Source organism: Streptomyces sp. NPDC048275 (assembly GCF_040652275.1).
Taxonomy (GTDB): Bacteria; Actinomycetota; Actinomycetes; order Streptomycetales; family Streptomycetaceae; genus Streptomyces.
Genome location: NZ_JBEZLR010000110.1, coordinates 1 through 25,584, shown reverse-complemented (window position 1 = coordinate 25,584; position 25,584 = coordinate 1). Strand labels below are relative to the sequence as shown.

Annotated in this window: 22 protein-coding genes and 2 pseudogenes; 15 read left to right on the top strand and 9 right to left on the bottom strand. The window is 71.5% G+C overall.

Annotation, left to right across the window (positions count from 1 at the left end; all coding sequences use genetic code 11):
* Nucleotides 1-205 precede the first annotated feature (205 nt).
* Complete coding sequence (locus AB0D57_RS39985) at nt 206-832, top strand: methyltransferase domain-containing protein (protein ID WP_362085403.1); 627 nt, start codon at nt 206-208, stop codon at nt 830-832.
* Nucleotides 833-841: 9 nt separating this feature from the next.
* Here AB0D57_RS39985 and AB0D57_RS39980 read toward each other — a convergent pair whose 3' ends face one another.
* Entirely contained in the window at nt 842-1,639 is a 798-nt protein-coding gene (locus AB0D57_RS39980; RefSeq protein WP_362085400.1) for a hypothetical protein, read from the bottom strand.
* A 25-nt stretch (nt 1,640-1,664) separates the two neighbouring features.
* Between AB0D57_RS39980 and AB0D57_RS39975 the strand changes: the two genes are divergently transcribed.
* Nucleotides 1,665-1,946 (top strand): hypothetical protein, encoded by a 282-nt coding sequence (locus tag AB0D57_RS39975; protein ID WP_362085397.1) that lies wholly within the window; start codon nt 1,665-1,667, stop codon nt 1,944-1,946.
* Between the two features lie 192 nt (nt 1,947-2,138).
* On the opposite strand, the gene AB0D57_RS39970 is transcribed toward AB0D57_RS39975, so the two are convergent.
* A complete protein-coding gene (locus tag AB0D57_RS39970) occupies nt 2,139-2,390 on the bottom strand; it encodes a hypothetical protein (RefSeq protein ID WP_362085394.1) in 252 nt (83 codons plus the stop codon).
* Nucleotides 2,391-3,139: 749 nt separating this feature from the next.
* Between AB0D57_RS39970 and AB0D57_RS39965 the strand changes: the two genes are divergently transcribed.
* From AB0D57_RS39965 to AB0D57_RS39950, 4 genes are all read left to right on the top strand, one after another.
* Nucleotides 3,140-3,715 (top strand): hypothetical protein, encoded by a 576-nt coding sequence (locus AB0D57_RS39965; protein ID WP_362085391.1) that lies wholly within the window; start codon nt 3,140-3,142, stop codon nt 3,713-3,715.
* Nucleotides 3,716-3,914: 199 nt separating this feature from the next.
* Entirely contained in the window at nt 3,915-4,397 is a 483-nt protein-coding gene (locus AB0D57_RS39960; RefSeq protein WP_362085388.1) for a hypothetical protein, read from the top strand.
* 471 nt (nt 4,398-4,868) lie between these two features.
* Entirely contained in the window at nt 4,869-5,546 is a 678-nt protein-coding gene (locus AB0D57_RS39955) for a hypothetical protein (RefSeq protein WP_362085385.1), read from the top strand.
* A 119-nt stretch (nt 5,547-5,665) separates the two neighbouring features.
* Nucleotides 5,666-6,439 carry a HEAT repeat domain-containing protein gene (locus AB0D57_RS39950; RefSeq protein WP_362085382.1) on the top strand — a complete coding sequence of 258 codons (774 nt, stop codon included), beginning with the start codon at nt 5,666-5,668 and terminating at the stop codon, nt 6,437-6,439.
* 201 nt (nt 6,440-6,640) lie between these two features.
* Here AB0D57_RS39950 and AB0D57_RS39945 read toward each other — a convergent pair whose 3' ends face one another.
* Complete coding sequence (locus tag AB0D57_RS39945; RefSeq protein ID WP_362085379.1) at nt 6,641-9,190, bottom strand: SpoIIE family protein phosphatase; 2,550 nt, start codon at nt 9,188-9,190, stop codon at nt 6,641-6,643.
* Between the two features lie 762 nt (nt 9,191-9,952).
* Between AB0D57_RS39945 and AB0D57_RS39940 the strand changes: the two genes are divergently transcribed.
* Together AB0D57_RS39940 and AB0D57_RS39935 are read left to right on the top strand one after the other, a co-directional pair.
* Nucleotides 9,953-10,183, top strand: coding sequence for a helix-turn-helix transcriptional regulator (locus AB0D57_RS39940; RefSeq protein WP_362085376.1), 231 nt, complete (start codon nt 9,953-9,955; stop codon nt 10,181-10,183).
* A gap of 46 nt (nt 10,184-10,229) precedes the next feature.
* Complete coding sequence (locus AB0D57_RS39935) at nt 10,230-10,466, top strand: hypothetical protein (RefSeq protein WP_362085373.1); 237 nt, start codon at nt 10,230-10,232, stop codon at nt 10,464-10,466.
* A 627-nt stretch (nt 10,467-11,093) separates the two neighbouring features.
* Here the strand turns inward: AB0D57_RS39935 and AB0D57_RS39930 are convergent.
* The gene (locus AB0D57_RS39930; RefSeq protein WP_362085370.1) at nt 11,094-12,083 is read right to left on the bottom strand and encodes a ScbA/BarX family gamma-butyrolactone biosynthesis protein; all 990 of its coding nucleotides are present in this window, start codon (nt 12,081-12,083) and stop codon (nt 11,094-11,096) included.
* A gap of 287 nt (nt 12,084-12,370) precedes the next feature.
* On the opposite strand from AB0D57_RS39930, the gene AB0D57_RS39925 reads away from it, so the two are divergent.
* From AB0D57_RS39925 to AB0D57_RS39915, 3 genes are all read left to right on the top strand, one after another.
* Entirely contained in the window at nt 12,371-13,627 is a 1,257-nt protein-coding gene (locus AB0D57_RS39925) for a cytochrome P450 (RefSeq protein ID WP_362085367.1), read from the top strand.
* A gap of 1,038 nt (nt 13,628-14,665) precedes the next feature.
* Nucleotides 14,666-15,346: a ScbR family autoregulator-binding transcription factor gene (locus AB0D57_RS39920; RefSeq protein ID WP_362085364.1), complete on the top strand. Its 681-nt coding sequence runs from the start codon at nt 14,666-14,668 to the stop codon at nt 15,344-15,346.
* Nucleotides 15,347-15,995: 649 nt separating this feature from the next.
* Nucleotides 15,996-16,685, top strand: coding sequence for a ScbR family autoregulator-binding transcription factor (locus tag AB0D57_RS39915; protein WP_362085360.1), 690 nt, complete (start codon nt 15,996-15,998; stop codon nt 16,683-16,685).
* 43 nt (nt 16,686-16,728) lie between these two features.
* Here the strand turns inward: AB0D57_RS39915 and AB0D57_RS39910 are convergent.
* Nucleotides 16,729-17,815, bottom strand: a pseudogene (locus tag AB0D57_RS39910) (ATP-binding cassette domain-containing protein).
* Nucleotides 17,816-18,088: 273 nt separating this feature from the next.
* Here AB0D57_RS39910 and AB0D57_RS39905 point away from each other — a divergent pair.
* Complete coding sequence (locus AB0D57_RS39905; protein ID WP_362085421.1) at nt 18,089-19,909, top strand: glycoside hydrolase family 15 protein; 1,821 nt, start codon at nt 18,089-18,091, stop codon at nt 19,907-19,909.
* A 16-nt stretch (nt 19,910-19,925) separates the two neighbouring features.
* Here AB0D57_RS39905 and AB0D57_RS39900 read toward each other — a convergent pair whose 3' ends face one another.
* The gene (locus AB0D57_RS39900) at nt 19,926-20,738 is read right to left on the bottom strand and encodes a maleylpyruvate isomerase family mycothiol-dependent enzyme (protein WP_362085418.1); all 813 of its coding nucleotides are present in this window, start codon (nt 20,736-20,738) and stop codon (nt 19,926-19,928) included.
* Nucleotides 20,739-21,021: 283 nt separating this feature from the next.
* On the opposite strand from AB0D57_RS39900, the gene AB0D57_RS39895 reads away from it, so the two are divergent.
* The 3 genes and pseudogenes from AB0D57_RS39895 to AB0D57_RS39885 all read left to right on the top strand — a co-directional run.
* On the top strand, nt 21,022-21,315 hold the full coding sequence (locus AB0D57_RS39895; RefSeq protein ID WP_362085357.1) for a DUF6400 family protein: 294 nt from the start codon (nt 21,022-21,024) through the stop codon (nt 21,313-21,315).
* A complete protein-coding gene (locus AB0D57_RS39890; RefSeq protein WP_362085354.1) occupies nt 21,302-21,526 on the top strand; it encodes a hypothetical protein in 225 nt (74 codons plus the stop codon). Before AB0D57_RS39895 ends, AB0D57_RS39890 begins: the two co-directional genes overlap by 14 nt.
* A gap of 67 nt (nt 21,527-21,593) precedes the next feature.
* Nucleotides 21,594-21,765, top strand: a pseudogene (locus AB0D57_RS39885) (flavoprotein); the annotation flags it as partial.
* A 222-nt stretch (nt 21,766-21,987) separates the two neighbouring features.
* Here AB0D57_RS39885 and AB0D57_RS39880 read toward each other — a convergent pair.
* The 3 genes from AB0D57_RS39880 to AB0D57_RS39870 form a co-directional block, all read right to left on the bottom strand.
* A complete protein-coding gene (locus AB0D57_RS39880) occupies nt 21,988-22,851 on the bottom strand; it encodes an alpha/beta hydrolase (protein ID WP_362085351.1) in 864 nt (287 codons plus the stop codon).
* 390 nt (nt 22,852-23,241) lie between these two features.
* On the bottom strand, nt 23,242-24,192 hold the full coding sequence (locus AB0D57_RS39875) for an alpha/beta hydrolase (RefSeq protein WP_362085348.1): 951 nt from the start codon (nt 24,190-24,192) through the stop codon (nt 23,242-23,244).
* Between the two features lie 372 nt (nt 24,193-24,564).
* Entirely contained in the window at nt 24,565-25,200 is a 636-nt protein-coding gene (locus AB0D57_RS39870; protein ID WP_362085345.1) for a sigma-70 family RNA polymerase sigma factor, read from the bottom strand.
* Between the last annotated feature and the right edge of the window lie 384 nt (nt 25,201-25,584).

Genomic DNA, 25,584 nt, shown 5'->3' with positions numbered 1-25,584 from the left:
GAAGGAACTGCTGCGTCTGTGCCGCACCGACGCGATCGCGGTGTCCGAGCTCATGTGGCTCTGACACCGACCCGCACACACCTGGCCATCACTGCTCTCCGAAGTGGAGAGAGACGGCCCGGTGAGATCTGTACCTACGATGAGGAAATGCGCGATGGCGCCGCCCTCGCTCCTACTACCGGGCTGACCGGAAGGCACGCAGGACATGACAAGGCAACGCGACCGCTGGGCAGAGCTGACAGGCGGACAAGCCGGAGAGGAGTACGCCCGGCGGTTTGCGCGGCTCGCTGCATCAGGCCACGACGTCCACGGCGAGGCCACTTTCTGTGCTGCGCTGCTGAAACCCGCCGCCCGGATACTCGATGCCGGCTGCGGCACCGGTCGGATCGCGATCCGGCTCGCCGAGCTGGGCCACCTCTGCACGGGCGTGGACGTCGACCGCTCTATGCTCGCCGTCGCCCGAAGCAACGCCCCCACGCAGGAATGGCTCCACGGTGACCTGGCCCACCTGGACAGCCTCGGTCTGGAACCCGGCTTCGACCTGGCGCTCGCCGCCGGAAACGTCATCCCCTTGCTGGCCCCTGGCACAGAACCAGCTGTTGTTCGGCAACTGGCCGCCATACTGAGCCCCGGCGGACTGCTGGTCACCGGCATGGGACTGGACGCGGAACACCTGCCGCTGCCAGAACCGACAGTGACACTGCAGGAGTTCGACCACTGGTGCACACGGGCCGGACTGATCCTGCGGCAGCGCTTCGCTACCTGGGGCGGCGCCCCCTACCGCCAGGGCGGCGGCTATGCCGTCAGCGTGCACTCCCGCCGCATCGCCTAACGACCTTGTTCACGGTTGAGGTCGGGACGTGCCGGCCTGGCGGGAGTGCTTGGTCTTGGCCTCGGCCCGGTTCGGGTTGCTGGGCCGGTGGCAGACGTGCAGGTGAGGGGCGCGGCACTCGCCGCAGGCCGCGTTCTCGCGCAGGTGCAGGTCGACCAGGTGCAGCCCGCAGAGCTCGCCGATCCGCAGCCCGCCGTCGGCCAGCCAGGTCATCACCATCCGGTCCCGGGCTGAGTTCACCGTCGCCAGCAACTTCTCCCTCGCGCCGTCGGGCAGCATCTTCGGGTGCCGGCGGTGTGGTCCCTTCGGCGCGAGCGGGTTCGCTGGCATCGTGGACTTCACGTGCCCGAGGAGCGAGCGGTGCCGGTCCACCCGCGACGGCAGACGCGTGCCGTCGAGCTTCCCACCGAGGTCCACGTTGACGCCGAGAGAGGATTGGTGCAGGTAGAAGCCCTTCAGGCAGGATGCCGCGGTCGACAGCGCGGAGCGGCCGTAGGGGCGCTTGCCTATCCGCCACGGCTCTCCGAGCGGCATGTGGACCTCGGCGCCGACGACGCCCATGTAGCGCTCAAGGTCGCGCAGTTGGACCTTATCGAAGGCCAGGCACTCGCGCTCCAGCCACCGCAGATGATCCACCAGGTAGTACGCGTAGGTCTTCTGCGTGCCCGAGCCGTCATGGACGCGCAGGAACCGGTCCGCCTCGGCGTGGAGAGCGCCCTCCGGCCAGACGACGGTCCACGATCTCCTCCCGCCCTTCCGCTCGATCCGCTGGACCCTCAGGTCCCCGACCACCAGGTGCCGCACCATTCGTCCTCCGTACCGACTTCAGAACATGACGAACGTCCTGAACCCGGTCGGTAAACAAGCCCATGACGTCCACACCACAGGCTCGAACAGACATCACGAACAGCACAAAATGCGGTCGGTGAAGTTCCTGATGATCGAGGTTGCGTTCACGTGCTTCATCTGTTTGATGGTCAGCATTGCATTGCTCTCCGGGTCGGCATCCTTGTTGCTGGCGTTGATGCCGGTGTGGTCGGGAAGCGTTTTGAACAGCGGCGTGTGGATGCTGCCGAGGGCCTGCTCGGTAGTCTGCTTTGTCGGTGGGCCGTAAGGTGCGGGTCGGGAGGGTGTGGCAGCCGGGTTTGTGCTGATCGTGTACCGGGTGGTGGTTGCGGTGCCCTGCCGCGTGGTCGGTGGTGGCCGTCTGTGGTGCGAAGAGGGGCAGGCCGGTCACCTTATGCCCGGTGAACTCGGCAACCGTCGCGGCTGGCAGACCGGGGTAGGGCCACTTCATCTCCTCGCCTCATTCCTCTCGCGTCGGGAGCGGCAGCGTCACATCCTGCAGCAGCATCGCGACGTCGACCGCCGTATCAGACACCAGGGTGAGGTGAAATGCGCAGATGGAGTGCGTGTAGGCATCAAGAGCCGGCGTGAGGTGAACTTTCACCGGCTTGTCGAAGACGCTTTCGTGCACCATCGCGGGCAGCGCCGTGGTGTCCGGTGCCGCCACCTGGCCCGGCTGGTCGATCAGTACGTACCTGCCGGGCGTGGCCATGTGTGCCGGGCGCTCGTAGCGCTAGGGCCGCCGGCCCGAACGACTCCAGCCGCATCTGCCGCAGTACCGCGTAGGAGGGCGCCTCGACCGTGTCGCCGTACCGCTTGCGTACGTACTGGCGGATTTTGCGTTCCCGGGCGCGCATGCTGATCTTCGGCCCGTGCGGTGCTTCTTGCTCGCGAGGCGTTCGGGTGAAGGGTGGCGTCCCGGACCCGGAAATCCGACAGTCGGAGTGCTTGATCACCGTAACGTGGCCTTGATGGCTCGCGCGACTCCCTGGGCGTCCGCGCCGGGCTCCCGAACGGCCGGAGGCTGTCGGTAGCGGTCGCGTGCTTCTACCCGACGCCTCCGGTTCCGTCAAGTCCCGAGTCCTCGGAACGTGACCAGGCTTTGCCGGTCAGGCCTACTTGAAGTGCGGGCCTCACCGGAAAGGAAATGAGGCAGCACGGTAAGGCGGAATTCCTCACCGAGGATACTCCCTCTTACTGAACCGCTGGTTATCCAGGTATGGCGGTCCCGGTTGAAGCCGGTCCGCTGGCTGGCACCCCGAATTTCCGGGGAATGTCAGAAATCCCCTCTGTCTCAGAAAGAGAAAATCCATGACCCATGACGTTCACACTCACAACCAGGCCCAGCCCAAGCGACGGGGTTTTCGCCTCGCGATGCTTTGCGCCACGACCGCTCTGGTCTCTGGGGCTGTCGCCCTTCCGGCTTCCGCCTCGACGCCGGTCATGGGCCAGCCCACGGCCGTGACCTCCGTTGTCACCGACGGTGGAAAGGGCGGCGCCGGTGGTGCCGGCGGCAACAGCGAGACCGGCAACGCCGGCAACGGTGGTGCCGGTGGTGCCGGCGGCAGCAGCGAGGACGGCGACGCCGGCGACGGTGGCCGCGGCGGCGACGGCGGCAACAGCAAGACCGGCTCCGGCGGCGGTGGCGGCTCCGGTGGTGCCGGCGGCAGCAGCGAGGACGGCGACGGCGGCAACGGTGGCCGTGGCGGCAACGGCGGCGACAGCGAGACCGGCGGTGGCGGTGGCGGCGGTGGCGGCGGTGGCGGCGGCGACAGCGAGACCGGCGACGGCGGCAACGGTGGCCGTGGCGGCAACGGCGGCGACAGCGACGAAGGCGACGGCGGTGGCGGCGGCAACGGCGGTGGCGGCGGCGACAGCGAGACCGGCGACGGCGGCAACGGCGGCCGTGGCGGCAACGGCGGCGACAGCGACGAAGGCGACGGCGGCGACGGCGGCCTCGGCGGTGGCGGCGGCGACAGCGACGAGGGCGACGCAGGGGCCGGTGGCGGCGGTGGTACGGGAGGCACCGGCAACTGATCGTCACGCATCGGCGGCCCGGGCTGCCCGCGGCGTCCGGGCCGTGATGGCCCGGACGCCGCGGGGTGGAGGTCTTCAGGACCTCCACCCCACCCCCCCAACCGTCCATCGGCCACCGCAAGCGGTCTGGTCGCCCGAACACGACGTCCGGGGTGCAGCGCCCGCAGGCGACACCCTTGTCATGGAAACGGAGAACCCGATGCCCAGAAGTCTCTGGCAGCGTCCATTCATTCTGGCGATAGCCTCTTTGGCCATTGCCGCCGGCACAGCGACCGCGTGCACTGCACAGGCGCGGCAGAGTGCCACGGAAGTCACAAGCCAGTCCGTCAGTGCCGGCGACCTCCTTGGCCACCATTCGGACTGCGGCAAGGGCAGGGAAGGCGGCAAGGGCGGAGAGGGCGGCAAGGGCGGAGAAGGCGGCAAGGGCGGTGAACCCGGTCAGCCCGGTGAGCCCGGCCAGCCCGGCCGGCCCAACTGTTCCCCCTCCGACGACCTGGACGAGTTCGACGACCTGGACGACCTGCCGGACAAGCCGAAGGAAGAGCTCTCAGAGGTGGACAAGGTACGGATCGTGATGACCGTGCTGTCCGAGAACGTGACGAAGGACGAGGTCGCCGAGAAGTACGAGATCTCGGAAGACGAGATCGACGAGTGGGCGCTGCAGTCCCTCGACCGCGACTAGTCCGCGTCCATCGCAGAGGACTTCCCCTTCCGTCCGTGACGCTGACTCACGGCTGCGGGCGGAGATCGCAAAGCTGAACATCACGCTCGCAGAGGCGTACAGCCGGCTGTGGGGGATCACGCAATAGCCGATCGGCCGCCCGGGCCTTGTCGTCCAGGTGGCCGATCCCGGTGCGAGGCGCTCCGGCTGATGCGGGCCTGGGGCGCCCACGTGCCTCAAGGATGTCGTGTCACCTTCCGGCCCTGGCTCCGGTCTCGGCCCCGGCATGCCCGGCGCTGTCGGCGGAGCCAAGGGGGTACAGCAGGCCCTGAGGATCATCCGGTGACTCGGCTCTTTCGAAAGGTGAGGCTGTTTATACCGATTCCCTCGATTGCCTGTGAAGTTCCGGCATCGCGGAGCGTGACGGCCGGGCCTCATCGATACAGGGCATCGCCCGGCAGCCCTTTCCGCTTCTTCTCACATCGTCCTCATATGGCGAAGGGGGAAAAGCGAGTAAGGGAAACCGTTGCACGGAAAAAATTTTCGGAAAGAGAGAACTCCATGCGTATGCACTCTTGGAAATTCCGTCTCGGCCTCGTGGTCTCGACCGCCCTGATCGGCGGGGGCGCGATGGTGCCGGCCGCGACTGCAGCGCCGATGCCACAGACCGATGTGACCGTCACGAACGCAGCCCAGCACCTTCCTGCCGCACCCAAGGGCGACGGCAACTCATCGGGCGGCGGTCGGTTCGTCGTCAACGGGGAGTTCGGCGACATCCAGGTGGGCAGCGACAGCGTCCGCATCGGCGATCGGGTATGCGTGGGCAACTGCAGCGGGACCGTCAACGGCAGCAACGGCTCGAACGGCGGCGTCTGCGCCGGGATTTGCAACGGCAGTGCCAACGGCGGCAACGGTACCAACGGCGGGCCGGGCCGCAACGGCACCAACGGCGGCAACGGCACCAACGGCGGCAACGGCGGGATCTGCGCCGGGGTCTGCGGTGGCAGTGTCAACGGGGGCGACGGGGGCAATGGCGGGGACGCGGTCGATGGCGGCGACGGCGGCGACGGCGGGAAGGGCGGCAACGGCGGGATCTGCGCCGGTACCGGCTGCCAGACCAGCGGTCAGGGTGGCCGTGGTGGCGACGGCGGCGACGGTGGCGACGACTGACGTCGAACGGTTGCGAGCCGCGCCGTGTTCAGCTGACCTCGCTGGAGTGGGCCTTTTGCATCCTGACACCCGTCGACGAACTGGTCGCCCGCGCTGTCGGGCAGCCGGACGAGCGCCATGTGAACTGGTGGACGGTCTGCTGGATCCTCACTCAGCGTCGCGGCTATGAGACCTGGTCGGCCGTGGTGGCCCAGCGCCACCACCCGGCGCCGACGCACCGCCGGTTCGTGGCGGATTACGTGTGGACCAGGGGGCTCCTTCGCACCGGCTCTGACCCCTGCGAGAAGAAGGAGAGCGAATACCTGGCGGCCTGGGCGGCCGAAGAAACGGACAGCGAGGTGCTCGCGCAGGTGCTCGATGCCTTCACCTGGTACGAGCATCCCGGCCAGGAAGCCGTCGGGCTCCGCTACGCCGACCATCCCGACCCCCGCGTGCGCCGCGAAGTGCCCGGGGCCCTCTCGGCAGATGACGCTCCCTTCACCCCGGCATCCAAGGCCGCGTTGCTCACCCTCACGCGCGACCCGGACGCCGAGGTGCGGATCAGAGCGTGCAGGGTGGGCATGCGGGACGACGACCTCCTGCCGGAGATCACCCGGGCGCTGCTCCTTTTGGCCGAAGACCCGGATGCCGACATGCGGGGTGCGGCCGCGACGGCACTGGCCGACTCCCGGGACCGTACGCCCGCCGTCGCCGACGCCCTGGCGGCACTGCTCAACGAGGACAACCAACTCGTGCGCGTGGAGGCCGCCTACGGGCTCGCCCGGCGCGACGATCCGCGCACCGATGAGGCGATCGAGCGAGTGGGGCCTCTCGGCGCTGGATTCGAGCACGACCACCGGGCCGGCGCGCTCTGGTGGTGGAGGTGGCGGAAGGCGAACTCGACTGCTGGGTGACAAGAAGGCCTGACTGCCCGACGTAAGCCACCGCTACTCTGTGGCTGGTGTTCGTGTGAGTGGGGGGTGTTTGTGGTTGGTGTGTATGGGGGTTGCTGTCGGGGGGTGGGGTTGCTGGTGGGGGGTTGGTGGGTGGGTGGTGGGGGTGGTGGTGCGGGTGGTGGGGGTTGGGGTGTTTTGTTGGGTGGTGGGGGTGGTGTTTCAGTGTGGGGTGGGTTTGGTGGGGAGGAATTGTTCGGCCCAGACGGTTTTGCCGGTGGGGGTGTGGCGGGTGCCCCAGCGGTGGGTGAGTTGGCCGATGAGGAGGAGGCCGCGTCCGCCTTCGTCGTAGGTGCGGGCGCGTCGCATGTGGGGGGTGGTGCTGCTGGTGTCGGTGACTTCGCTGGTGAGGGTGGTGTTTTCGTGGATGAGGCGGAGTCGGATGGGTGGGCGGCCGTAGCGGAGGGCGTTGGTGACGAGTTCGCTGACGACGAGTTCGGTGGTGAAGGCGGCGTCGTGGAGTCCCCAGGTGGTGAGTTGGTCGGTGGTGTGGTGGCGGGCGTGGGTGACGGTGGCGGGGTCGAAGGGGAGGTCCCAGGTGGCGACGCGGTCGGTGTGCAGGGCGCGGGTGCGGGCGATGAGCAGGGCGATGTCGTCGTCGGGGCGGTGGGTGAGCATGGAGGTCAGGACGCGGTCGCAGACGGTGTCGAGGGTGTGGGCGGGGCGGGCGAGGGCGGCGAACATGTTGTCGAGGGCGTCGTCGATGTCGTGGGTGCGGGCGTCGAGGAGGCCGTCGGTGTAGAGGGCGAGGAGGCTGCCTTCGGGCAGTTCGGTTTCGAAGGGTTCGAAGGGCAGGCCGCCGAGGCCCAGTGGTGGGCCGGCGGGGACGTTGAGGAAGCGGACGGTGCCGTCGGGGGTGACCACGCAGGGTGGGGGGTGGCCGGCGCGGGCGAGGGTGCAGTGGCGGGAGACGGGGTCGTAGACCGCGTAGAGGCAGGTGGTGCCGATGCCTCCGGCGGTTTCGGCGGCGTCGTCGGCGTGGCTTTCGTCGGCGGACAGGTGGATGACGAGGTCGTCGAGGTGGGTGAGGAGTTCGTCGGGGGGCAGGTCGACGTCGGCCAGGGTGCGTACGGCGGTGCGTACGCGGCCCATGGTGGCGGCGGCGCGGATGCCGTGGCCGACGACGTCGCCGACGACGAGGGCGACGCGTGCGCCGGACAGCGGGATCACGTCGAACCAGTCGCCGCCGACGCCGGCGCGGCTGCCGGCGGGCAGGTAGCGGGTGGCGATGTCCAGGGCGTCCTGGTCGGGCAGGGTCTGCGGGAGCAGGCTGCGCTGCAGGGTCATGGTGGTGGTGTGTTCGCGGCCGGTGCGGCGGGTGTTGTGGATGCTGAGGGCTGCGCGTGCGGTGATTTCCTCGGCCAGCCACAGGTCGTCCGGTCCGAATGGTTCGGGGTGCTGGTGGCGGGCGAAGAGGGCCACGCCGAGGGTGGTGCCGTGGGCGCGCATCGGGACCACCATCACCGAGTGGGTTTCGCTCTCGCGGATCCAGGCGGCCTGGGGGTCGTGGGCTGCCCACCGGGCGAGGGTTTCCTCGCCGGCGGTGAACAGGGCGCCGTGGCCCTGGGCCAGGCACTGGGCCACCGGTGACGGCTGGGGGTAGCGGGAGGGCCGGCCCGCGGCGAGGGGGGCGAGGGGGCGGGTGCCGGGGGCGAGGCGTACGGCGGCGCGGTCCATGGTGATGTCTGCGCAGGGTGAAAGCGGGGGTACCTCGCCGCCGTGCGGGCCCGGGGCCAGCAGGTCGACGGCGGTGATGTCCGCGAGTCCGGGGACGGCGACGTCGGCCAGTTCCTGCGCGGTGCGCAGGCTGTCGGAGGTGGTGCCGATGCGGGCGGTGGCGTCGTGCAGCAGGAGCATCCGCTGCCGGGCGAGGTGTTCTTGCAGGGGGTGGTGCGCGGCCAGGCACACGGCGCGTATCCGGCCGGCGGGGTCTTTGAGCGGGGCCAGCGAGGCCGGCCAGCCGTGTTGGGTGCTGATGCCCGCGGGGCGCAGGCAGTCCTCCATGTGCTGCACCTCGCCCGTGGCAAGGGCCCGGCGCATCGCCGTGTGGGCTTCCTCGCTCACCGGATGCGGTGCGATGTCCGGCAGGCGCAGCCCGCGCATCTCGTCCTCGGTGAGCGACAGCGCCTGCTGCATGCCGGCGTTGGCCCGTGCCAGCCGCAGGTTTGCGTCGAAGACGGCCAGCACGCAGGGGGACTGGCCGAACACCCATTCCTCCAGCGCCGCGCCTTCCTCCGGCGCCGCGCCTTCCTCCGGCGCCTCGCCTTCCTCCGGCGCCTCGCCTTCCTCCGGCGTCTTGTCTTTGCCCGGCGTTTCGTTTTTGCCTGGTGGTTCGTCCTCGGGGGTGCGCAAGGTGCCCGGTACGGCGGATACCACGAGCCATTCGGCGGCCCGGCCGTGCGGTGTCAGGCGGTGCGCGAGGAGGTGCTGTGTCAGCTGGTGGCCGTCCTGGTGGCGCAGTGCCACGGTGCCGTTCCACCGCTCCTGCCCGGCCGTATCCTGCCGTGCCCTCCCGCCGGTGTCCTCGGCGAGCAGGCGTGCGGCGCCGGCTCCCACGATCTGCGAGGAGGTGTAGCCGAGCAGCCGCCGGGCTCCTTCGCTCCACCCGGTCACGATGCCCTGCTCGTTGACGGTGGCCGTGGCCGTGCAGACCGGCTCGGGCCGGGCGCCCGCCTGCGCCTGCTCACCGGGAGGGGTGGGAAGTCGCTCCATCGCCGCTCATCTCGCCCTTCGGGAACCTGCACGGCCGGGCCTGGGGGCAGGGCCCCTCCTGACAAGCATGATCCCGGGGAGCGCGGAGCACCAACCCGGCGCTGCCCCCGGGTGCCGCCGGCGGTCCTTTCCGGGCCCTGGCGCCGGCCGCGCCCGGAAAGCGGCCGCCGGCGGCGGCAAAACCGCCCCCGCCCCCGTACCCCCGTATCTCCGCCCCCGTACTTCTCGCGCCTGCGCCCTTGCGCTTTTTGTGGTTCCCCGTCCCCGTGCTCCTCGTTTCCCCGTGTTCCTCCGGCGCCGCTCGCCCCTCCCGTGCCCCTGCCTTCCTTGTGTCCCTGCGCCGGGCGGCGGGAAGCGGGGGGAGCGGGGGCAAGCGGGGGAGGGGCGGTGGTCCGGAGACGTCGGCGGTCTGCTGGTGTCTGCGGGGCTGGTGGCATGCTGCGGGCGGCGATATTCGGTGCGCTCGGCAGGGGGTGGTGGCGTCAACTGTGGTGTCCGGTCGCCCTGTTGCGGGCTGCGGGCTGCGGGCTGCGGGCTGCGGGGGGCGGGGGATCGTCTTTGCCGTGAGGGGTTCCTGTGCGTGCGTGCGCGGCGGCGTGCGCGGATGTGGTCTGTGACACGTCTGTGACGGCCGGGGGACAGCGTCATGAAGTCGCCCGGGCACGCTTATCGAAAAGGGGCAAATTGCATTAATCGGGCATTTGTCTTCTGCTTTCGAGGGTGTGAGCAGTGATGACGGACCGATTGGCCGGAGGGAATCCCATGAGTCTCACACTCACCGCGCCTGACGCCGAGGCCCCCGTGCCCGCGCTGGCCCCGCGCGAGCGGGAGACGCTGCGTCATATCGCCGCCGGGTGCACCTACCTGCAGGCGGCCCGTCAGATGGGGCTCTCCAAGCACACGGTCGACGCCTATCTCCGCCGTATCCGGGCCAAGCTGAACATCAACAGCACGGCCGAACTCACCCGGCTGGCCATCTCCCTGGGACTGTGACACCCCGTCCCGTCCCGTCCCGTCCCGTCCCGTCCCGTCCCGTCCTGTGCTGTGGCTGCTTATGGGCCCGGGCCGGGTTTTGCTGTCCGGCTTCGCGCCCGAGGGCGGCATCCCGGGCGTCCTCGGCGTCTTCGGGCTGTTCCTGGCCGTCGGCTGGGGCCTGGGCTGGGTGTTGCCCGCACCTCGCGGTCCGGCTGCGCGACGGCGAGTCCATGCGGGCGGCCGGCTTTTTGCCGTGCTCCCGCTGGTGTCCGCCTCCGGCGCCCTTCGTCCCCGTCGGTGAACTGCCCGGCCGGCCCGGCGCGGTCGCCACGGTCGGCCCCATGACGTACGGCGCCGAAGCGGCCCGCGATCTCGCCCCGGGCCCCCGTCGGCCGGGGCGCCGTCCTCGCCGCCGGCATCTTTGCCGCCGGCAGCGGGCCGCCGGGTCGAAGCCCAGGTCCTTGCACGAACGGTCCGCGGTCACGGCGTGCGCACCGTCCTTGCCCGGCACGGCCGCGGCGGCCTCCCGCGCCACCGCGGCCGTGCCGGGCCGAGCGGCTGTCTGCCACCGCGGCCGGCAGCCGCTCGCGCAACGCGTTCGCGCAACGCGTTCGCGCAGCGCGTGCACGCCGGCCGCCTTCGCCGGCCGCCTTCGCCGGCCGGCCGAGGCCTCGGCGGGCCCCGACGCCTCGGCGGGCCCCGAGGTGTCGGCGGGCCCCGAGGTGTCGGCGGGCCCCGAGGTGCCGGCCGGGCGGTGCGCCGGCAGCGTCGCCGTCCGCGGACTGAGTGCGTGCCGCACCCCTTCCCGGCAGCGGCGCCGCGGGCCGGTGCCTGTCCCCGTGGGGTGGTGCCTGTTCCCGTGGGGCGGGCGGTGGGGGAGTTGCGGGGGTGTGTGCCGGGCCCGTCGGGCAGGCGGGCCGGTGTGTGCTCAGGCCGGGCTGCTCAGGGTGCCGTCCACCCGTGCGGTGAACACGGCCCGGTCCTGCTGCAGGCCGGTGATGCGCGCGCTGAGCCGGCCGGCGCGGTCCGCGGGCAGGGGGGCCGCCTCGATCCACACCGGCGGGCCGAACTCCGCGTACTGGTGGAAGTCCGCGCGTACCGACGTGGGGGTCAGGGTCAGCGGGCCGCCCAGGGCGCCGGCGGCCTGGCGGGCGGCTTCGAGCAGGACCATGCCGGGGAAGTGGTCGCCGGCGTGCTCGAACAGGATGGGGTGGCGCGGGTCGGGGTCGAGCAGCCAGCGGCCGGCCCGGTCGGTGGCGCAGAGCACCACGTCGGCGGGCACGGCCTTGCCGGCGGCGGCCGGTGCCAGCGTGCGGTGCGGCTGCGCCCGCGCCGGCGGCCGGGCGCAGGACGCGGTGCCCCGCAGCCGGCGGTAGGTCGCCTCGGACACGCAGGCGAAACGGCCGCCGCCGGCGGCGCACCGGCCGCCGGCGCGTTCGATGGTGATGTCCATGCGGAACTCCGAGACCCGCCTGCCCCGGCGGACCACGTCGGTGCAGACGGCCGCCAGGGACAGCTCGCTGGGGCCGGGGCCGATCACCATGTCCTGCACGGACGTGGACAGATGCAGGTCCCGCAGCAGGAACTGGTGGCCCAGCGGCACGTCGAACTCGGCGTGCGCGAGGAAGAGCCCGGTCTGGCGAATGGTCTCTGCCGCCTGGAGCGCATCATGGTGCGTGCCGTCCGCGCTGGTGAAGAACGTATGGGTGCGCGGCCACTGGCCGGTGAGGGCGAAGCGGCCGTCGCCGAGCTGTTCACAGCCGGTCAGGAAGACCTCGGCATGGCTGGCCCGGTGCACGTACTCCCGGGGGACCGTGGTCGTCAGCCGCGGCATGGCCTGTACGGCCCGCGCGGCCATCGCTCCCGGCTCTTGTCGCGGTGTGACGAGATCTGTCGTACGGATCGTCAGAGGAGTCACGCGTACTCTCCGCCTCTCTCCACAGCAGTGTCGAGCAGATTGGGTGACGCAGCCCATAAGATACGGACCTACCGGTTTTCTTTTCAAGCCCAATTTGGCATGCTGAGGGCGCACCGCGGGCGCCTCCGGTCCAGGCGGAAACGGTGGCAGGCCTTCCGTTAAAAGGAGCCGGCCCACGGGCGGGCGCAGTTCCCGGGTCCGGCACCGGCAACGAACATACCGCCCAGGCGGTTTCATTGTTTTCGCGGTCCGGCTGATGCGGCCCGCCTTTGCGACTGGAGGAGTCAATGCCTCGTCAGCAGCAGTGCCCGTACGCCTTCGACCCGTCGGGCGGGGACCTTCACGGGGAGGCGGCCCGGCTGAGGGCCGAGGGCCCCGTGACCCGGGTGACCCTGCCGGGAGACGTCGGGGCGTGGGCGGTGACCGGCCAGCGGGAGATCAAGGACCTGCTGACCGATCCCCGCGTCTCCAAGGACGCCTACCGGCACTGGCCCGCGTGGATCGACGGAGCGGTGGCGCAGACCTGGCCGCTGGCCATCTGGGTGTCGGTGCAGAACATGGTCACCGCCTACGGGCAGGACCACACACGTCTGCGCAAGCTCGTGGCCGCGGCGTTCACCGCCCGCCGCGTCGCCCGGCTGCGCCCGCGCGTCGAGCAGATCACCCAGGACCTGCTCGACCGCCTCGCGGCGCTGCCGCCCGGGCAGCCGGCCGACCTGCGCCAGGAATTCGCCCACCCGCTGCCCGCGCAGGTGCTCGCCGAGCTGTTCGGCATCCCTGACGAGCACCGCGCGCGGCTGCGCCGGATCATCGCGGGCTTCTTCGACACCTCCGTCTCGCTCCAGAGCGCCCGGCAAAACGGCGCCGACCTGTACCTGACGATGAACGACCTGCTCGCCCTCAAGCGCGCCAGCCCCGGCGAGGACCTGACCAGCGCGCTGATCGCGGTGCGGGACGAGGACGGCACCCGGCTGAGCGAGAAGGAACTGGTCGACAACCTGATCCTGCTCTACACGGCGGGCTACGAGACCACCGTGAACCTGCTCGACAACGCCATCGCGCTGCTGCTGGCCCACCCCGCACAGCTCGCGCTCGTCCGATCCGGCGAGGCAGCCTGGGAGGACGCGGTCGAGGAGACCCTGCGGGTGGAGGCACCCGGCGCGAACGGGATCCTGCGCTACGCGGTCGAGGACGTGGAGGCCGGCGGGGTGGTGATCCCCCAGGGCGACCCGCTGGTCATCTCCTACGTCGCCGCGGGCCGCGACGCAGCCGTGCACGGGCCGGACGCCGGCCGCTTCGACGTCACCCGCGCCACCCGCCGCAGCCACCTCTCCTTCGGCCACGGCCCCCACTTCTGCCTCGGCGCCTCCCTGGCCCGGCTGGAGGCGACGGTCGCGCTGCGCGGCCTGTTCACCCGGTTCGCCTCCCTGACCCTCGCCGTCCCCGCGCAGCGGCTGCGCCCGCTGGAGTCGTTCATCTCCAACGGGCACCGTGAACTGCCCGTGCTGCTCGGGCCGCCGGCCGCCGCGGGCCGCCGGCCGTAGACCACCGTTCCCGGGCACGGGCAGGAGCGCGTCCCGGCTCACCGGCACGCCCCCGACGGCCTTGGGCGCACCGGTGATGTGCCGCCGCGTCCCGGGCGGCGGGGCACATCCCGCAGGCGGGTCCGTCCCGGGTGGGCAAATCCCCTGCGGCCTGGCCACCAGGGGGGCACAGGCGGCCCCCAAGGCCCCGGACCAGCTCGCCGGCGCAGCAAGGACCCCGGCTGCTGACGCCGCGCCGCACCCGCGCCCGGCGGCCGTACGGGCCCTGCCGGTCCCGGGACCACCACCCGCGCTCGCCCGTGCCGGCCGGCGGCGCGTGCGAGCGCGGGTGGCACAGTCGGGCGCAGCGGCCGGCCGCAGACCCCGGCCGCGCCCGCAGACCCCGGCCGCGCCCGCAGACCCCGGCCGCGCCCGCAGACCCCGGCCGCGCCCGCAGACCCCGGCCGCGCCCGCGGGCCGCGCCGGGCCGAGGCCTGCGGGCGCGGCGGCGCTGACGCATGCGATACGGCGCCCCCGCGGAGGAGCGTCTCGCCGGCCGGTGCCCGTGCACCCGGCCCCACCCCCCACCCCCGGCCCCCGGCCCCCGGCCCCCCGGCCCCGGCCCCGGCCCCGGGGGTACGGGCGCGGGGCCTGTTCGCCGCCGTCCGCGCGTCCCGCGCGGTGCGGCGTGGCGCCGGCCCCCGTGTGCAGGGCGCGTGCAGGGGGCGGAAAGCCGGCGCGGTCCGTGCCCGCGGCCCCGGTCCGTTCGCCGGCCGGGAGCTCCGGGGGACCGCGGTGGGCCGGCCGAACCCGGACGGCCGGTCTTGTAAGGGCGGCACGGGCCGCAGGACGCCGGCGCCGCCGCCGGCGCCGGTGACCAGTATGTTCTTTGGTGTGCGGGGGTGCGCCCGGGGCCTTGGGCATGTGCGAACGTACGACGGTGGCTGTGCAGAGCGGGTCGTGACGGCTTGTGAAGATACGGACTCGCTGGTTTTGTTCTGAGTGGGTGTCCACCCCGTTTCTTGTATCGTGCCCACTGCAACCATCTCGGGAGGACTCATGGCGCGGCAGGAGCGTGCGATCCGCACCAGACTGGCGATCTTGATGGCGGCGGCTTCGGTCTTCGACGAGTACGGCTACGAGCGCGCCACCATCGGCGAGATCCTGGCCCGGGCGGGCGTGACCAAGGGGGCCCTGTACTTCCACTTCCCGTCCAAGCAGGCCCTGGCGGAGGGCGTGCTCAGCCAGCAGTTCGCCGCGGTCACGGTGGAGCCCAGCCCCTGCAAGCTGCAGGAACTCGTGGACAGCGGGCTCACGGTGGCCTACCGGATGCGGCGCGACCCGCTGGTGAGCGCGGTGGCGAGGCTGAGCCTGGAGCAGGACGTGCGGGCCCAGTTCGGCACCACGGCGATCACCCAGTGGATCGACGCGAGCAGCTATCTGCTGGCCGAGGCCGAGAAGCAGGGCGAACTGCTCCCGCACGTCGAGCCGGCCGAGAGCGCGTGGATGTTCTCGGCGGCGTGGACCGGTGTGCAGGTCTATTCGCAGATCCTGTCGGGCCGCGACGACCTCGAGGCCCGGGTGGTGTCGCTCTTCGAGCATCTGCTGCCCGGCATCGCGGTACCCGCCGTACTGCGCAGCCTCGTCATCACCACCGAGCGGGCGGCCGAACTCGGTGCCCGCAGCGACCGGCAGCTGGCCCGGGCGGCGCTGGCCGGCGAACCGGCGGCGGCGAGCTGACCGGGCGTTCCGGGCGCAGCGCAAGGACCTGGTGACCGCGACGGGTGACGGAGCCCTCGTGCGTGCGGCGCAATGTGCCGGACCACTCCCCGGCCGGGGCCGAGCGGCCCCGCGGCGGGTGGACGGACGGTGACCGCGGCCGGGAGGACAAACCGCGGACACACCGGGTGCATCGGACGCATCGGGTGCGCAGCGCCGCCCGCCGCGGACCGGACACGGGCGGGCGGATACCGGCCGGCCGGCCGCGGTGACCGCCGTGCCCGGCTCCGCACCCTCCCGTCCGCACCCTCCCGTCCGCGCCCTCGTGCCCCCGGCCGGATCACCGCAAGCACCTATACAAACCGCTAGCGCGGTTTGTTACGGTGGGATCATCGTCCGGGCCGCACCGTGAAGGGAGGGAGGCGTCGTGAGCGTCGCGAATGACCTTCCCCGGGCCTTGCCGCAGCCGGCACACGTCCGCAGACGGTGCGGCCGAACGGGAGAGGGCCCGTGCGCAGGCGCCGGCGGGCCCGGGCGATGGTGCACACCGCTCGCGCCGGGCCGGCCTCCCGCAGCCGCGGCAACCCGCCGTGGTGAAACGACGGACGACGGGACACGGCGGGCACCCGGGTGCAGGGTGCCCGGGGCCGTGGCCCCTGCCAGGAGACGCATGATGGTCAAGCAGGAACGCGCGGCCCGTACCCGTCAGGCACTGATCCGTGCCGGGGCTGAGGTGTTCGCCAGGGAGGGGTTCGTGCCCGCTTCGCTCGCGGTGATCAGCAGGCGGGCGGGCGTCAGCAGCGGTGCTCTGCACTTCCACTTCGAGAGCAAGAGGGCGCTTGCCCAGGCCGTCGAGGACGAAGCGGTCCGGGCGGTGCGCCAGACCGTCAGGGACGCGTCGGACCGGGGCGGCGGTGCTCTTCAGGCGGTCGTGGACGCGACGTACGGCCTGATGAGCCGGATCGACGGCGACGTCGTGGTTAGGGCGGGGTTCGAGCTGTGCGGCGGTCTTGTCCATGGCCGGGGCCCCTCGCTCCGGCAGGAGTGGCAGCGCTGGATCGAGGACATGCTGCAGCGGGCCGGGCGGGACGGCTGGCTGGCCGAGGGGGTGTCGGTGGACGACGCCGCGGCCACCATCGTGGCCGCCACCATGGGATTTGAGGTGCTCAGCGGCGAGGACAGGGCGTGGCTCTCGCAGGAGAGGGTCACGGGGCTGTGGGACCTGCTGCTGCCACGGCTGGCCGAGCAGCATGCGCTGGGCAGCGTGAGCTGGGGCCAGGGCGCGGACAGCGGGGGCAAAGGGGACGACGGCGGCAGCCGGCGGGCCGGGGGCGTCTGGCTGGCGGACCCTCACACGTAGCAGGGGCGTCGGGCTCGCCGGCGCCCCTGGTGCGGCGTCTTTTTCACCGCCGGCCCGCGACGAGGCCCGCGCGCAGTTCCAGGCGGGAGCCGGTGAACCGGGACCGCATCCGGCGGTCGTGGGTGACCAGCACCACCGCGCCCCCGTAGCCCTCCAGTGCTGGCGCCAGCTTCTCCACCAGGGCGGGGGAGAGGTGGTCGGTGGGCTCGTCCGGCAGCAGCACGTCCACCGGCTCGCTCACCAGCCGGGCCAGCTCGATCCGGCGCCGCTGCCCGTAGGCCAGCTCGCCGACGCGCAGCCGCAGCGCACCGGACGCGGCCAGCCGGCGGCTGCGTCCCAGCTCCTGACGCCACTGGTCGTACTGCTGCCGGCGCCGGCGCCGCTCGGCGGCCTTCGCCGCCAGGTAGCCGGCGTACCCGTTGCCGTGCCGGGTGACCCGGCCGCCCTCGGCCTCCAGCACCGTGGCCGTCAGCCGCTCCAAGAACACCCGGTCGTGGGTGACTGCGACCACCGTGCCCCGGTGGGCCCGCAGACGCTCCTCCAGCCGGCCCACCGCGCGGTCGTCCAGGTCGTTGGTCGGCTCGTCGAGCAGCAGCAATCTCGGGCTGGGACGCCGGCGTTGCGGCCAGCGCGAGACGCGAGAGCTCGCCCCCGGACAAGGTGCCAAGGCGTCGGTCCCGCGCCAGCCTGGGCAGCCCCAGACCGCTCAGCGCCGTGTCCACCCGGGCATCGGCCCCATACCCCTCGCGGGCCTCGTACTGCCCGGTCAGCCGCCCGTAGGCGGCCAGCGCCTGCCGCAACCGCACGCCCTCGGGCACCGCCGCCGGCACCGCCTGGGCCTGCCGCAACGCCGCCTCGAGCGAGTGCAGTTCGGCCGGCGCCAGATCGACGGCGTCCTGGACGGTGGCCTCGGGCGGCAGCGCCGGCGTCTGGGCGAGGTGACCGACGCCGGCCGTGATGACCGTCACCTCACCGGCGTCGGGCCGCTCCTCGCCCGCGAGCAGACGCGGCAGGGCGGACTTCCCCGCCCCGTTGTCACCGACGACGCCGGCTTTCTCACCGGGACAGAGCGTGAACGAAACCTGGTCGAGCACGGTGCGCTCGCCGTACCGCTTGGTGACACCGTGCAGTCACCGTGCAGGGAAAGCTGAGAGGAATGTGACGCACGCATGCGAAAGCCCCTGTTCTCGGCCGTGCCGCCGATGGGAACGGATCCGGACACGAAAAAGCGCGAAGGGGCCGGCAACTGCTCGCAGGCGGGCCCCGTCCCCGCAGGCCCAGGGCCCGCCGACTCGCTAGCCTGGAGGAAGCGGGGGCGGCCCGGGCGACGGCCCAAGGAGGCTGACGTGGCTGAAACGACTACCGAAGCCGGAGCGAAGCACGGCGCACCCGCCGGCCCCGGCGTGCCCTACGGCGTCGGCGCGCCCCGCTACCTGCAGATCGCCGACCACGGCCTGATCGGCGATCTGCGCAGCGCGGCCCTCGTCGGCACGAACGGCACGATCGACTGGTACTGCTGCCCGCGCTTCGACGCCCCCAGCGTCTTCGCCTCGATCCTCGACGCCGACCGGGGCGGATCCTTCGAACTCGCCGCGGACGTCCCCACGCGCACGAAGCAGTTCTACTTCCCCGACACCAACGTGCTGATCACCCGCTTCTTCGCGGACGACGGAGTCGGCGAGATCCAGGACTTCATGCCGGTCGTCGACGACTCACGCGAGGCGGGCCGGCACCGCCTGATCCGCCGGGTGGTGTGCGTCCGCGGAACGCTGCCCTTCCGCGCGCGCGTCGCCCCCCGCTTCGAGTACGGCACCGTGCCGCACACCGTGCACGCCGAGGCCGGCCAGGCCGTCTTCGCCTCGTCCTCGCTGCGGCTCGCCCTGACCTCCACCGTGCCCATCGAGGTCGCGGGGGCGGACGTGTGGTCGCTGTTCAAACTGCATGAGGGCGAGTCCGCGGTCTTCACCATCGACCGGATCGGCGGCGATGTGGCACCGCGCTTCTGCGCCGTGGCCGAGGCGGAAAGGGAATTCAACGCGACCGTCCGCTACTGGCGGCGATGGCTCTCCCGCTCCCGCTACCGCGGCCGCTGGCGGGAGATGGTGCACCGCTCCGCCCTCACGCTGAAACTGCTCACCTACGCCCCCACCGGCGCCATCATCGCCGCCCCCACCACCAGCCTGCCCGAACAGCTCGGCGGCGAGCGCAACTGGGACTACCGCTACGTGTGGATCCGCGACGCCGCGTTTTGCGTGTACGCGCTGCTCAGGCTCGGATTCACCGACGAGGCCGAAGCCTTCATGGGCTTCCTCACCGAGCACGTCCAGCTCACCGTACCCGGCCCCGGCGCCGGCCCCCTGCAGATCATGTACGGCATCGACGGACGCCGCGACCTGCCCGAACGCGAACTGTCCCACCTCGAGGGCCACCGCGGCTCCGCCCCCGTACGCATCGGCAACGACGCCGTCGGCCAGCTGCAACTGGACATCTACGGCGCCCTCGTCGACTCCCTCTACCTGTACGACAAGTGGGGCAAACCCATCTCCAGTGCGCACTGGGACAGCATCAGCGAAGTCGTCGACTGGGTGTGCGAGAACTGGGACCAGCCCGACGAAGGGGTCTGGGAGACCCGCGGCGGGCGCAAGACGTTCCTCTACTCCCGGCTGATGTGCTGGGTGGCCATCGAACGCGCCATGCGACTGGCCCGCCACCGCGGTCTGCCCGCCGACCTGGTCCGCTGGGGCGCCGCCCGCGACGCCGTCTACCGGCGGATCATGAGCCACGGCTGGTCCGCCGAACGCCACACCTTCGTCCAGTACGAGGACAGCAACATCCTCGACGCATCCCTGCTGATGATGCCGCTGGCGAAGTTCATCTCCCCGACCGACCCGAAATGGCTTGCCACCCTCGACGCCCTCGGCGAGGACCTGGTCTCCGACTCCCTGGTCTACCGCTACGACCCGCAGGCCAGCCCCGACGGCCTGAAAGGCGAGGAAGGCACCTTCTCGATCTGCTCCTTCTGGTACGTCGAGGCACTCAGCCGCGCGGGCCGCCTCGACGAGGCCCGCCTCGCTTTTGAGAAAATGCTCACCTACGCCAACCACCTCGGCCTCTACGCGGAGGAGATCGGCCACACCGGCGAACAGAGCGGAAACTTCCCCCAGGCCTTCACCCACCTCGCCCTGATCAGCGCCGCCTTCAACCTCGACCGCGCCCTCGGCTGACACCGGGACGGCTGTTTCACGGCGCCTTGAAGAGGGCCGGGAAGCGCGGCGCGAGCCAGGGCCTGCGGCCCCTGACGAGGATGCGGCCCCGGGCGAGGGCGCTGCACTGGCCGCGGCGGCCGAGCGCCATCAGCACAAAGGTGACCGGCTCGATGAGGATGGTGCAGTCCGGTCGGGCCGGCGGCTGCGTGTCCACCGACACCGCACCGTCGGCCACCCGCACACCGAATCCGGTACCGCCCCACAGACGGATCGCGTAACAGGCGCTCAGCCCGGCCGTGCGGGCGGTGTCGGTCACCCGCGGCATGACCGTGACCAGGAACGGCAGGGTCAGCTCGGCCCGGGCGCGGTCGATCATGTGCGCACGCCCCAGGGCACGGGCGAGGTCGTACCCGTGGCCGAGCATGTGCGTGAGGAGATACGACCCCAGCACGTCCGGGCTCATCGGACCCAGCGGGGTGAGCACGGTTTCCTCCGCGGCCCCCTCCTCCAGCGCTGTGAGACAGGCATCGGCCTGCGTCACGATCATCGCGGCCAGCGGCTTTGCCCCGCGCTCGCCGAACGCCGCAAGCGCCTGTTCGTTGGCCGCGGCGAGGCTCTGCGGTGTGCCGTCCCCGTAACTGCGCGCGTGTCCCGCCGCGATATCCGCCATCAGCTCGTTGGCCAGCGCCAGATGCGCCGCCGCCTCCCCGACGCTCCACTGCGCCCCCGGCACCCTAAGCCCCATGTCAGCACCCCGGCGCAACAGCGCGGCGATCTCCCCGGCGCTCTCGCGTACGGCCGTGCCAAGCCCCTCGGGCAGGGCTTTGCGTGCGTCCTGCCCGGCCACCGATTCCACGCCGCTCGCCTCCTTGTCTGCGCGTCCGCGCCGGATGCGTGCACCACCGGGCGGCGGACGCAGGACGGATCACCCGCAGTACAGAACCAGGCGGCAAGGGCGGCGGCAAGACCCTGGACGATGCCCGCCGGCCCCACCACCGCATCCGCGGGCTGCCGGGACAGAGGCGTGGAGACAAGGGCGGGCAGAAACCCGTCGCGACGGCCGCCGGCCTGCTGTGACGTCGGCCACCTCTCCTTGCCGCAGCAAGGAAGGCATACCTAAGTTCTGTCTCATGGCTCCGCACGACCCCCCACCCCCCGACGCTCCGGACGAGGCCGCCGGCCGGCCGGACACCCCCGCCCTGGCCGACTTCGCCGTCGACCTCACGTCACAGGAGGTGCTCCGCCAGGCCCAGGTCCTGACCGCTCTGGGCCCCGACTGGGACCCCCTGGAGGCGCTGCACGCCGAGCAGGCCGCGCACGACCTGCTGTATTCCGGTCTCGACGACGAGCAGCAGCGCCTGTACGACGACCTGGTCGCGGCCGGCGTGCTCCCTGCGCGCGGGAGCGGCCATGCTGCCGCTTGACCCTCAGGCGGACCTGGGGCGCCGCGCCTGGGTGGCCTGTCCGAACTGCAACGACAGCCGCGGGTGCGCACCGTGTGAGCAGCGGCGCACCTGCCGCGACCACTGGCGCTACCTGCTCTCCCACACCGGCAGCCTGCTCCACCTGCAGTGCCCGTCCTGCACCCACGTCTGGGCGCACGAGAGCGGTTTCGGCGCCACCCGCTCCCGGTGAAACCGCATCTTTGCTGAAACTCCTGCGGCGGGCGGGCCTGCCTGCGGACAGCGGTCTTGAGGCCCCTGGCCGGGCCCGCACCGCCCTCGCCGGTCGGCGCATCCGCCTTCACCGCCCTGGCACACCTGGCCGGCCCGGCGCAGGAGGAGGACGGCACGCACGCGGTGTGGATCCTGCGCCGCAGCAGCAACGCGGGCCCTTGCGGCGGTGGCGAGGCCGGCCGGCTGCCGGCCCGCGGTGAGTCCGGCGCCGGCACCGTGGCCGGCCGAGGCACCTGCTGCGCCGCCCTGGCCGGCGCCACCGCGGAAAGCCCGGCCGTCGCGGAGGGCTGCCGCCCCGCCGGGAGCCTGCCGGGCGAGTACGCCGCCGTCCGCTGCGATGTCACAGGTGGGGTGAGCGGGTGACGGCGAGCGGGCGGGCGGGGCGGCGTGGCCTGCCGCCCCACCCGTGAAGTGCGCCGGTCAGCGGACCGTCCGCGCCGCCTGCTCGATGATGCGGGTGACGGCGTCCGGGTGGGACACGGTCACGGCGTGGGAGGACTTGATCTCCTCGATGCGGGCGCCTGCGCGCTTGGCCATGTAGACCTGAAGCTCCCGGGGGATGATCTTGTCATCGGTGCCCACCAGGGACCAGGAAGGGATGCTCTTCCAGGCAGGCTCGCCAGAAGGTTCCTCAAGGCCACTGCCGGTCCCGGGACGCTGGGTGACCGCCATCAGGCCGGCGGTCCTCGCGGGGACATCCGCAGCGAACGCCTGGTGGAACTTGGACTGGTCGATGTAGAGGTCGACGTCCTTGGAGCCGTCGGGGTTGGTGATCGGGACAGGACGCAGAACCTCGCCGATGACGCTGCCCTCGAACTTGCCCGCCAGCTCATTGGCGCTCTCGCCCTTGTCGGGGAGGAAGGCGTCGGCGTACACCAGTGCCTTGACGTTGCCGGAGCCGTGGGCGGCGTTGCTGATCACCGCTCCGCCGTAGGAGTGCCCGACAAGAACCACCGGCCCGCCGATGCCGGCCAGCAGGTGCTTGACGGAGGCGGCGTCGCTGCTCACACCCCGCAACGGGTTGGCCGCGGCCACCACCGGGTAGCCGTCCTCCTTCAGTCTCTTGATGACGCCGTTCCAGCTGGAGGAGTCGGCGAACGCGCCGTGGACGAGTACGACGGTCGGCTTGCCGGCCTTGGAGGCAGTGGCCTTGGCGGCCGGGGAAGTGGTCTTGGCGGCGCTCGCCGGACCGCCCGTCGCAGCGAAAAGGCCGGCGGCGACAGCCGCCGTGGCCATGAGGGTGAGAGGAGTGCGGGCACGCCGATAACGCGAATGGCGGGACATGAAAAGCCCTTTCGAGGCATAGGTGGTTTCAGCCATGGCCGGACAGATGGACATGGCCGCAGTACGGCAGGACGCTGCCGCACGTCGTGGAGAGGCAGACCGTGGGCGGCAAGCGGGAACATGTCCGGGGCTTGCCTGGAGCGGGCTACGGCCGAGATCGGCTCGGTGAATCGATCGGGCTCGACGGTTCCGTGCGCGGGTTGGCAGGGTGCCGAGCGACCGTGCCGTTCGGCTCGCCCACGGTGCTCATCGTGTCTGTGGGGTCGATGAACGGTGGAGGAAACGGATGATCACTGTTGTGCGCCGGTAAGGAACGCGCGCACGAACGCCGAGGTGGTGAACGGCTTCAGTGCTGCTGGTCCTCTAGGTGCTGTGAGCAGCGCAGTGCTCTCAGTTGCTGCCAAGGACGGTGCGCAGGGTGTGAATGGCCTGCTCCATCGCGGCAGTTGTGGCCTGCGTGGGCCGCAGGGAGTTGAGCATCATGAAGTCGTGCAGGATGCCGTTGTAGCGGATGCTCGTGGTGGGAACACCGGCCTGGGTCAGCTTGCGGGCGTAGGCCTCACCCTCGTCCCGCAGCACGTCGTTCTCGTCGACGATGACGAGCGCGGGCGGCAGGCCCTGAAGCTCCTCCAGGCTCGCCCGCAGCGGCGAGGCGGTGATCTCCGCCCGCTGGGCGGGATCGGTGGTGTAGCAGTCCCAGAACCAGGCCATGCCCTGCGCCGTGAGGAAGGGCCCGTCAGCGAATTCCCGGTAGCTTTCGGTGTCCTGGGCCGCGTCCGTGACGGGGTAGTACAGCGACTGGTGCACGAAGGTCACGTCGCCGCGCTGCTTGGCCAGGATGGCCAGTGCGGCGGCCATGTTGCCGCCGACGGAGTCGCCGGCCACCGCCAGACGGGAGGCGTCCAGACCTTCCTCGGCGCCCTTCGCGGTGATCCATCGAGCAGTCGCGTATGCCTGCTCGACGGCGACGGGGTACCTGGCCTCCGGCGAGCGGTCGTACTCGACGAACACGACGGCGGCATGCGCCCCGACGGCCAGCTCGCGCACCAGACGGTCATGAGTGCCGGCGTTGCCGAGGACCCAGCCGCCGCCGTGCACATAGAGGACGGCCGGCAGCGTGCCCTGGCTGCCGGCGGGCTTGACGATGCGTACCTGCACATCGCCCACCTCGGCGGGCACCGTGATCCACTTCTCCTCCACGTCCGGCTTCGCCACCGGCGCTGCCTGCAGGTCGTCCAGGACCTTGCGGGCACCCTCCGGGCCGAGCTCGTACAGGAACGGCGGGTTGGCCGTCGCGTCCGCGAGATCCTGCGCTGCGGGCTCAAGAATGGGCTTGGTCATCACTGAACTCCTTGGATCGGCGGGCTCTTGCCTGCTTTCACCCTTATGACAAGAGTCGCTGTTCATGGTGTGACACATATCGCAAAAAGGATAAAGCGACATCGGTATGGATGATCAATTCCAAGGGGCCGGTGATCATGCGAGGTGAGCGGGCGGAGGGTGGCTTGTCCCGTCCGGCCGTGGTGCCGGACGGCGGCGGCCGGGATCCGGGTGGATGGGCGCAGCGGCCCGGCGGACGTGCGTAGCCGTTGGTTGCGGCAGGGCTGCTGCGGCAGGTGCGGGAAGGAGTGCTGTCGCGGGGTGTTCAGGCCGTCCGTCGCTGAACGATCTCGGGACCTCGTTCTCATCTCCGCGAACACCCCGTGGGATTGATCATCCAGAGCTGGTGACGTGCTCGGTGAGAATGGCCTCCAGCGCGGGGGTGTCGCCACTTCGTGCGGCCTTGAGGAACGCCTCCGTGAGCCGGCGGTGGTCGTCCTGGTCGATGTGCTGTCGCCGCTCGGTACTCAGGTGTTTGCGGGCCCGGCTGACCAGCTGCCGGGCGTGGACCTCGTTGGTCTGCCCGAGGGCCGCCAGGCGGGCGTAGGGGTATTCGAAGACTTCCCGCAGGATGTAGGCGGCCCGCTCTGTCGGGTTCAGCCTCTCCATGAGACGGAGCACCGCGAGGCTGAGCGTCTCGTCCCGCTCGGCTCCCTCCCATGGGGCCGCGCTCGTGTCGACGGGTTCAGGCTGCCAGGGTCCGATGCAGATCTCCCGCCGTACCCGGGAGGAGTGCTTGCGGTTGATCGCCAGGCGGACGGTCATGGTCGTCAGGAACGCTGTGGCGGACCGGATGCCGGACCGGTCGAGGCCCTGCCACCGAAGCCAGACGTCCTGGACGACGTCCTCGGCCTCCGCCGTGCTGGCGACCATGCGATCGGCGACGGCGACAAGTCTCGGGCGCACCTGCATGAAGTGTCGCGCGGTTTCCTCGAGAGTTGCCGGGTTCGGCAGCTCGGAGTCCTGCATGGATGTTCCTTCGGATCGGCACTGTCAAGCTGCGCGTCGGCCAGGGATGCTCCGCAAGGCGGGAGCGAAAGCGACTCCTGCCGTGGAGTGCGAAGCGGAAGGCTTCCCGGGCGCCGGCGGTTCGCGGGCTTCGGCGGGGGCCGCGCGAGGCCGGGGCGATCCATCGCATCGTGCGGCTCGTTCGGTATGTCAGGCTCAGGCCTCTGGCCGGGCCTGGCGTGCGAGCCGTCGCCGGTGCGCCGCCGCCTCGCGCCCCGCCGCCCGGAGGATCTCGACGGCCTGCGAGCCATCCGGTTCCACCCGTCACGGCGATCGTCATGTCCATCACACTTTCCTGGCGGGGCCGGTCCCTTTCAGGCTCTGTCCGGCCGGGCCACCGGACCC

What these genes read in the sequence shown, in the direction of transcription:
- AB0D57_RS39980 (WP_362085400.1), bottom strand. Translation starts at nt 1,639, where the DNA reads ATGGTGCGGCACCTGGTGGTCGGGGACCTGAGGGTCCAGCGGATCGAG.
- AB0D57_RS39875 (WP_362085348.1), bottom strand. Translation starts at nt 24,192, where the DNA reads ATGACCAAGCCCATTCTTGAGCCCGCAGCGCAGGATCTCGCGGACGCG.
- AB0D57_RS39960 (WP_362085388.1), top strand. Translation starts at nt 3,915, where the DNA reads ATGCCCAGAAGTCTCTGGCAGCGTCCATTCATTCTGGCGATAGCCTCT.
- AB0D57_RS39970 (WP_362085394.1), bottom strand. Translation starts at nt 2,390, where the DNA reads ATGGCCACGCCCGGCAGGTACGTACTGATCGACCAGCCGGGCCAGGTG.
- AB0D57_RS39890 (WP_362085354.1), top strand. Translation starts at nt 21,302, where the DNA reads ATGCTGCCGCTTGACCCTCAGGCGGACCTGGGGCGCCGCGCCTGGGTG.
- AB0D57_RS39870 (WP_362085345.1), bottom strand. Translation starts at nt 25,200, where the DNA reads ATGCAGGACTCCGAGCTGCCGAACCCGGCAACTCTCGAGGAAACCGCG.
- AB0D57_RS39955 (WP_362085385.1), top strand. Translation starts at nt 4,869, where the DNA reads ATGGCGAAGGGGGAAAAGCGAGTAAGGGAAACCGTTGCACGGAAAAAA.
- AB0D57_RS39975 (WP_362085397.1), top strand. Translation starts at nt 1,665, where the DNA reads ATGACGAACGTCCTGAACCCGGTCGGTAAACAAGCCCATGACGTCCAC.
- AB0D57_RS39915 (WP_362085360.1), top strand. Translation starts at nt 15,996, where the DNA reads ATGATGGTCAAGCAGGAACGCGCGGCCCGTACCCGTCAGGCACTGATC.
- AB0D57_RS39985 (WP_362085403.1), top strand. Translation starts at nt 206, where the DNA reads ATGACAAGGCAACGCGACCGCTGGGCAGAGCTGACAGGCGGACAAGCC.
- AB0D57_RS39940 (WP_362085376.1), top strand. Translation starts at nt 9,953, where the DNA reads ATGAGTCTCACACTCACCGCGCCTGACGCCGAGGCCCCCGTGCCCGCG.
- AB0D57_RS39925 (WP_362085367.1), top strand. Translation starts at nt 12,371, where the DNA reads ATGCCTCGTCAGCAGCAGTGCCCGTACGCCTTCGACCCGTCGGGCGGG.
- AB0D57_RS39895 (WP_362085357.1), top strand. Translation starts at nt 21,022, where the DNA reads ATGGCTCCGCACGACCCCCCACCCCCCGACGCTCCGGACGAGGCCGCC.
- AB0D57_RS39945 (WP_362085379.1), bottom strand. Translation starts at nt 9,190, where the DNA reads ATGGAGCGACTTCCCACCCCTCCCGGTGAGCAGGCGCAGGCGGGCGCC.
- AB0D57_RS39920 (WP_362085364.1), top strand. Translation starts at nt 14,666, where the DNA reads ATGGCGCGGCAGGAGCGTGCGATCCGCACCAGACTGGCGATCTTGATG.
- AB0D57_RS39880 (WP_362085351.1), bottom strand. Translation starts at nt 22,851, where the DNA reads ATGTCCCGCCATTCGCGTTATCGGCGTGCCCGCACTCCTCTCACCCTC.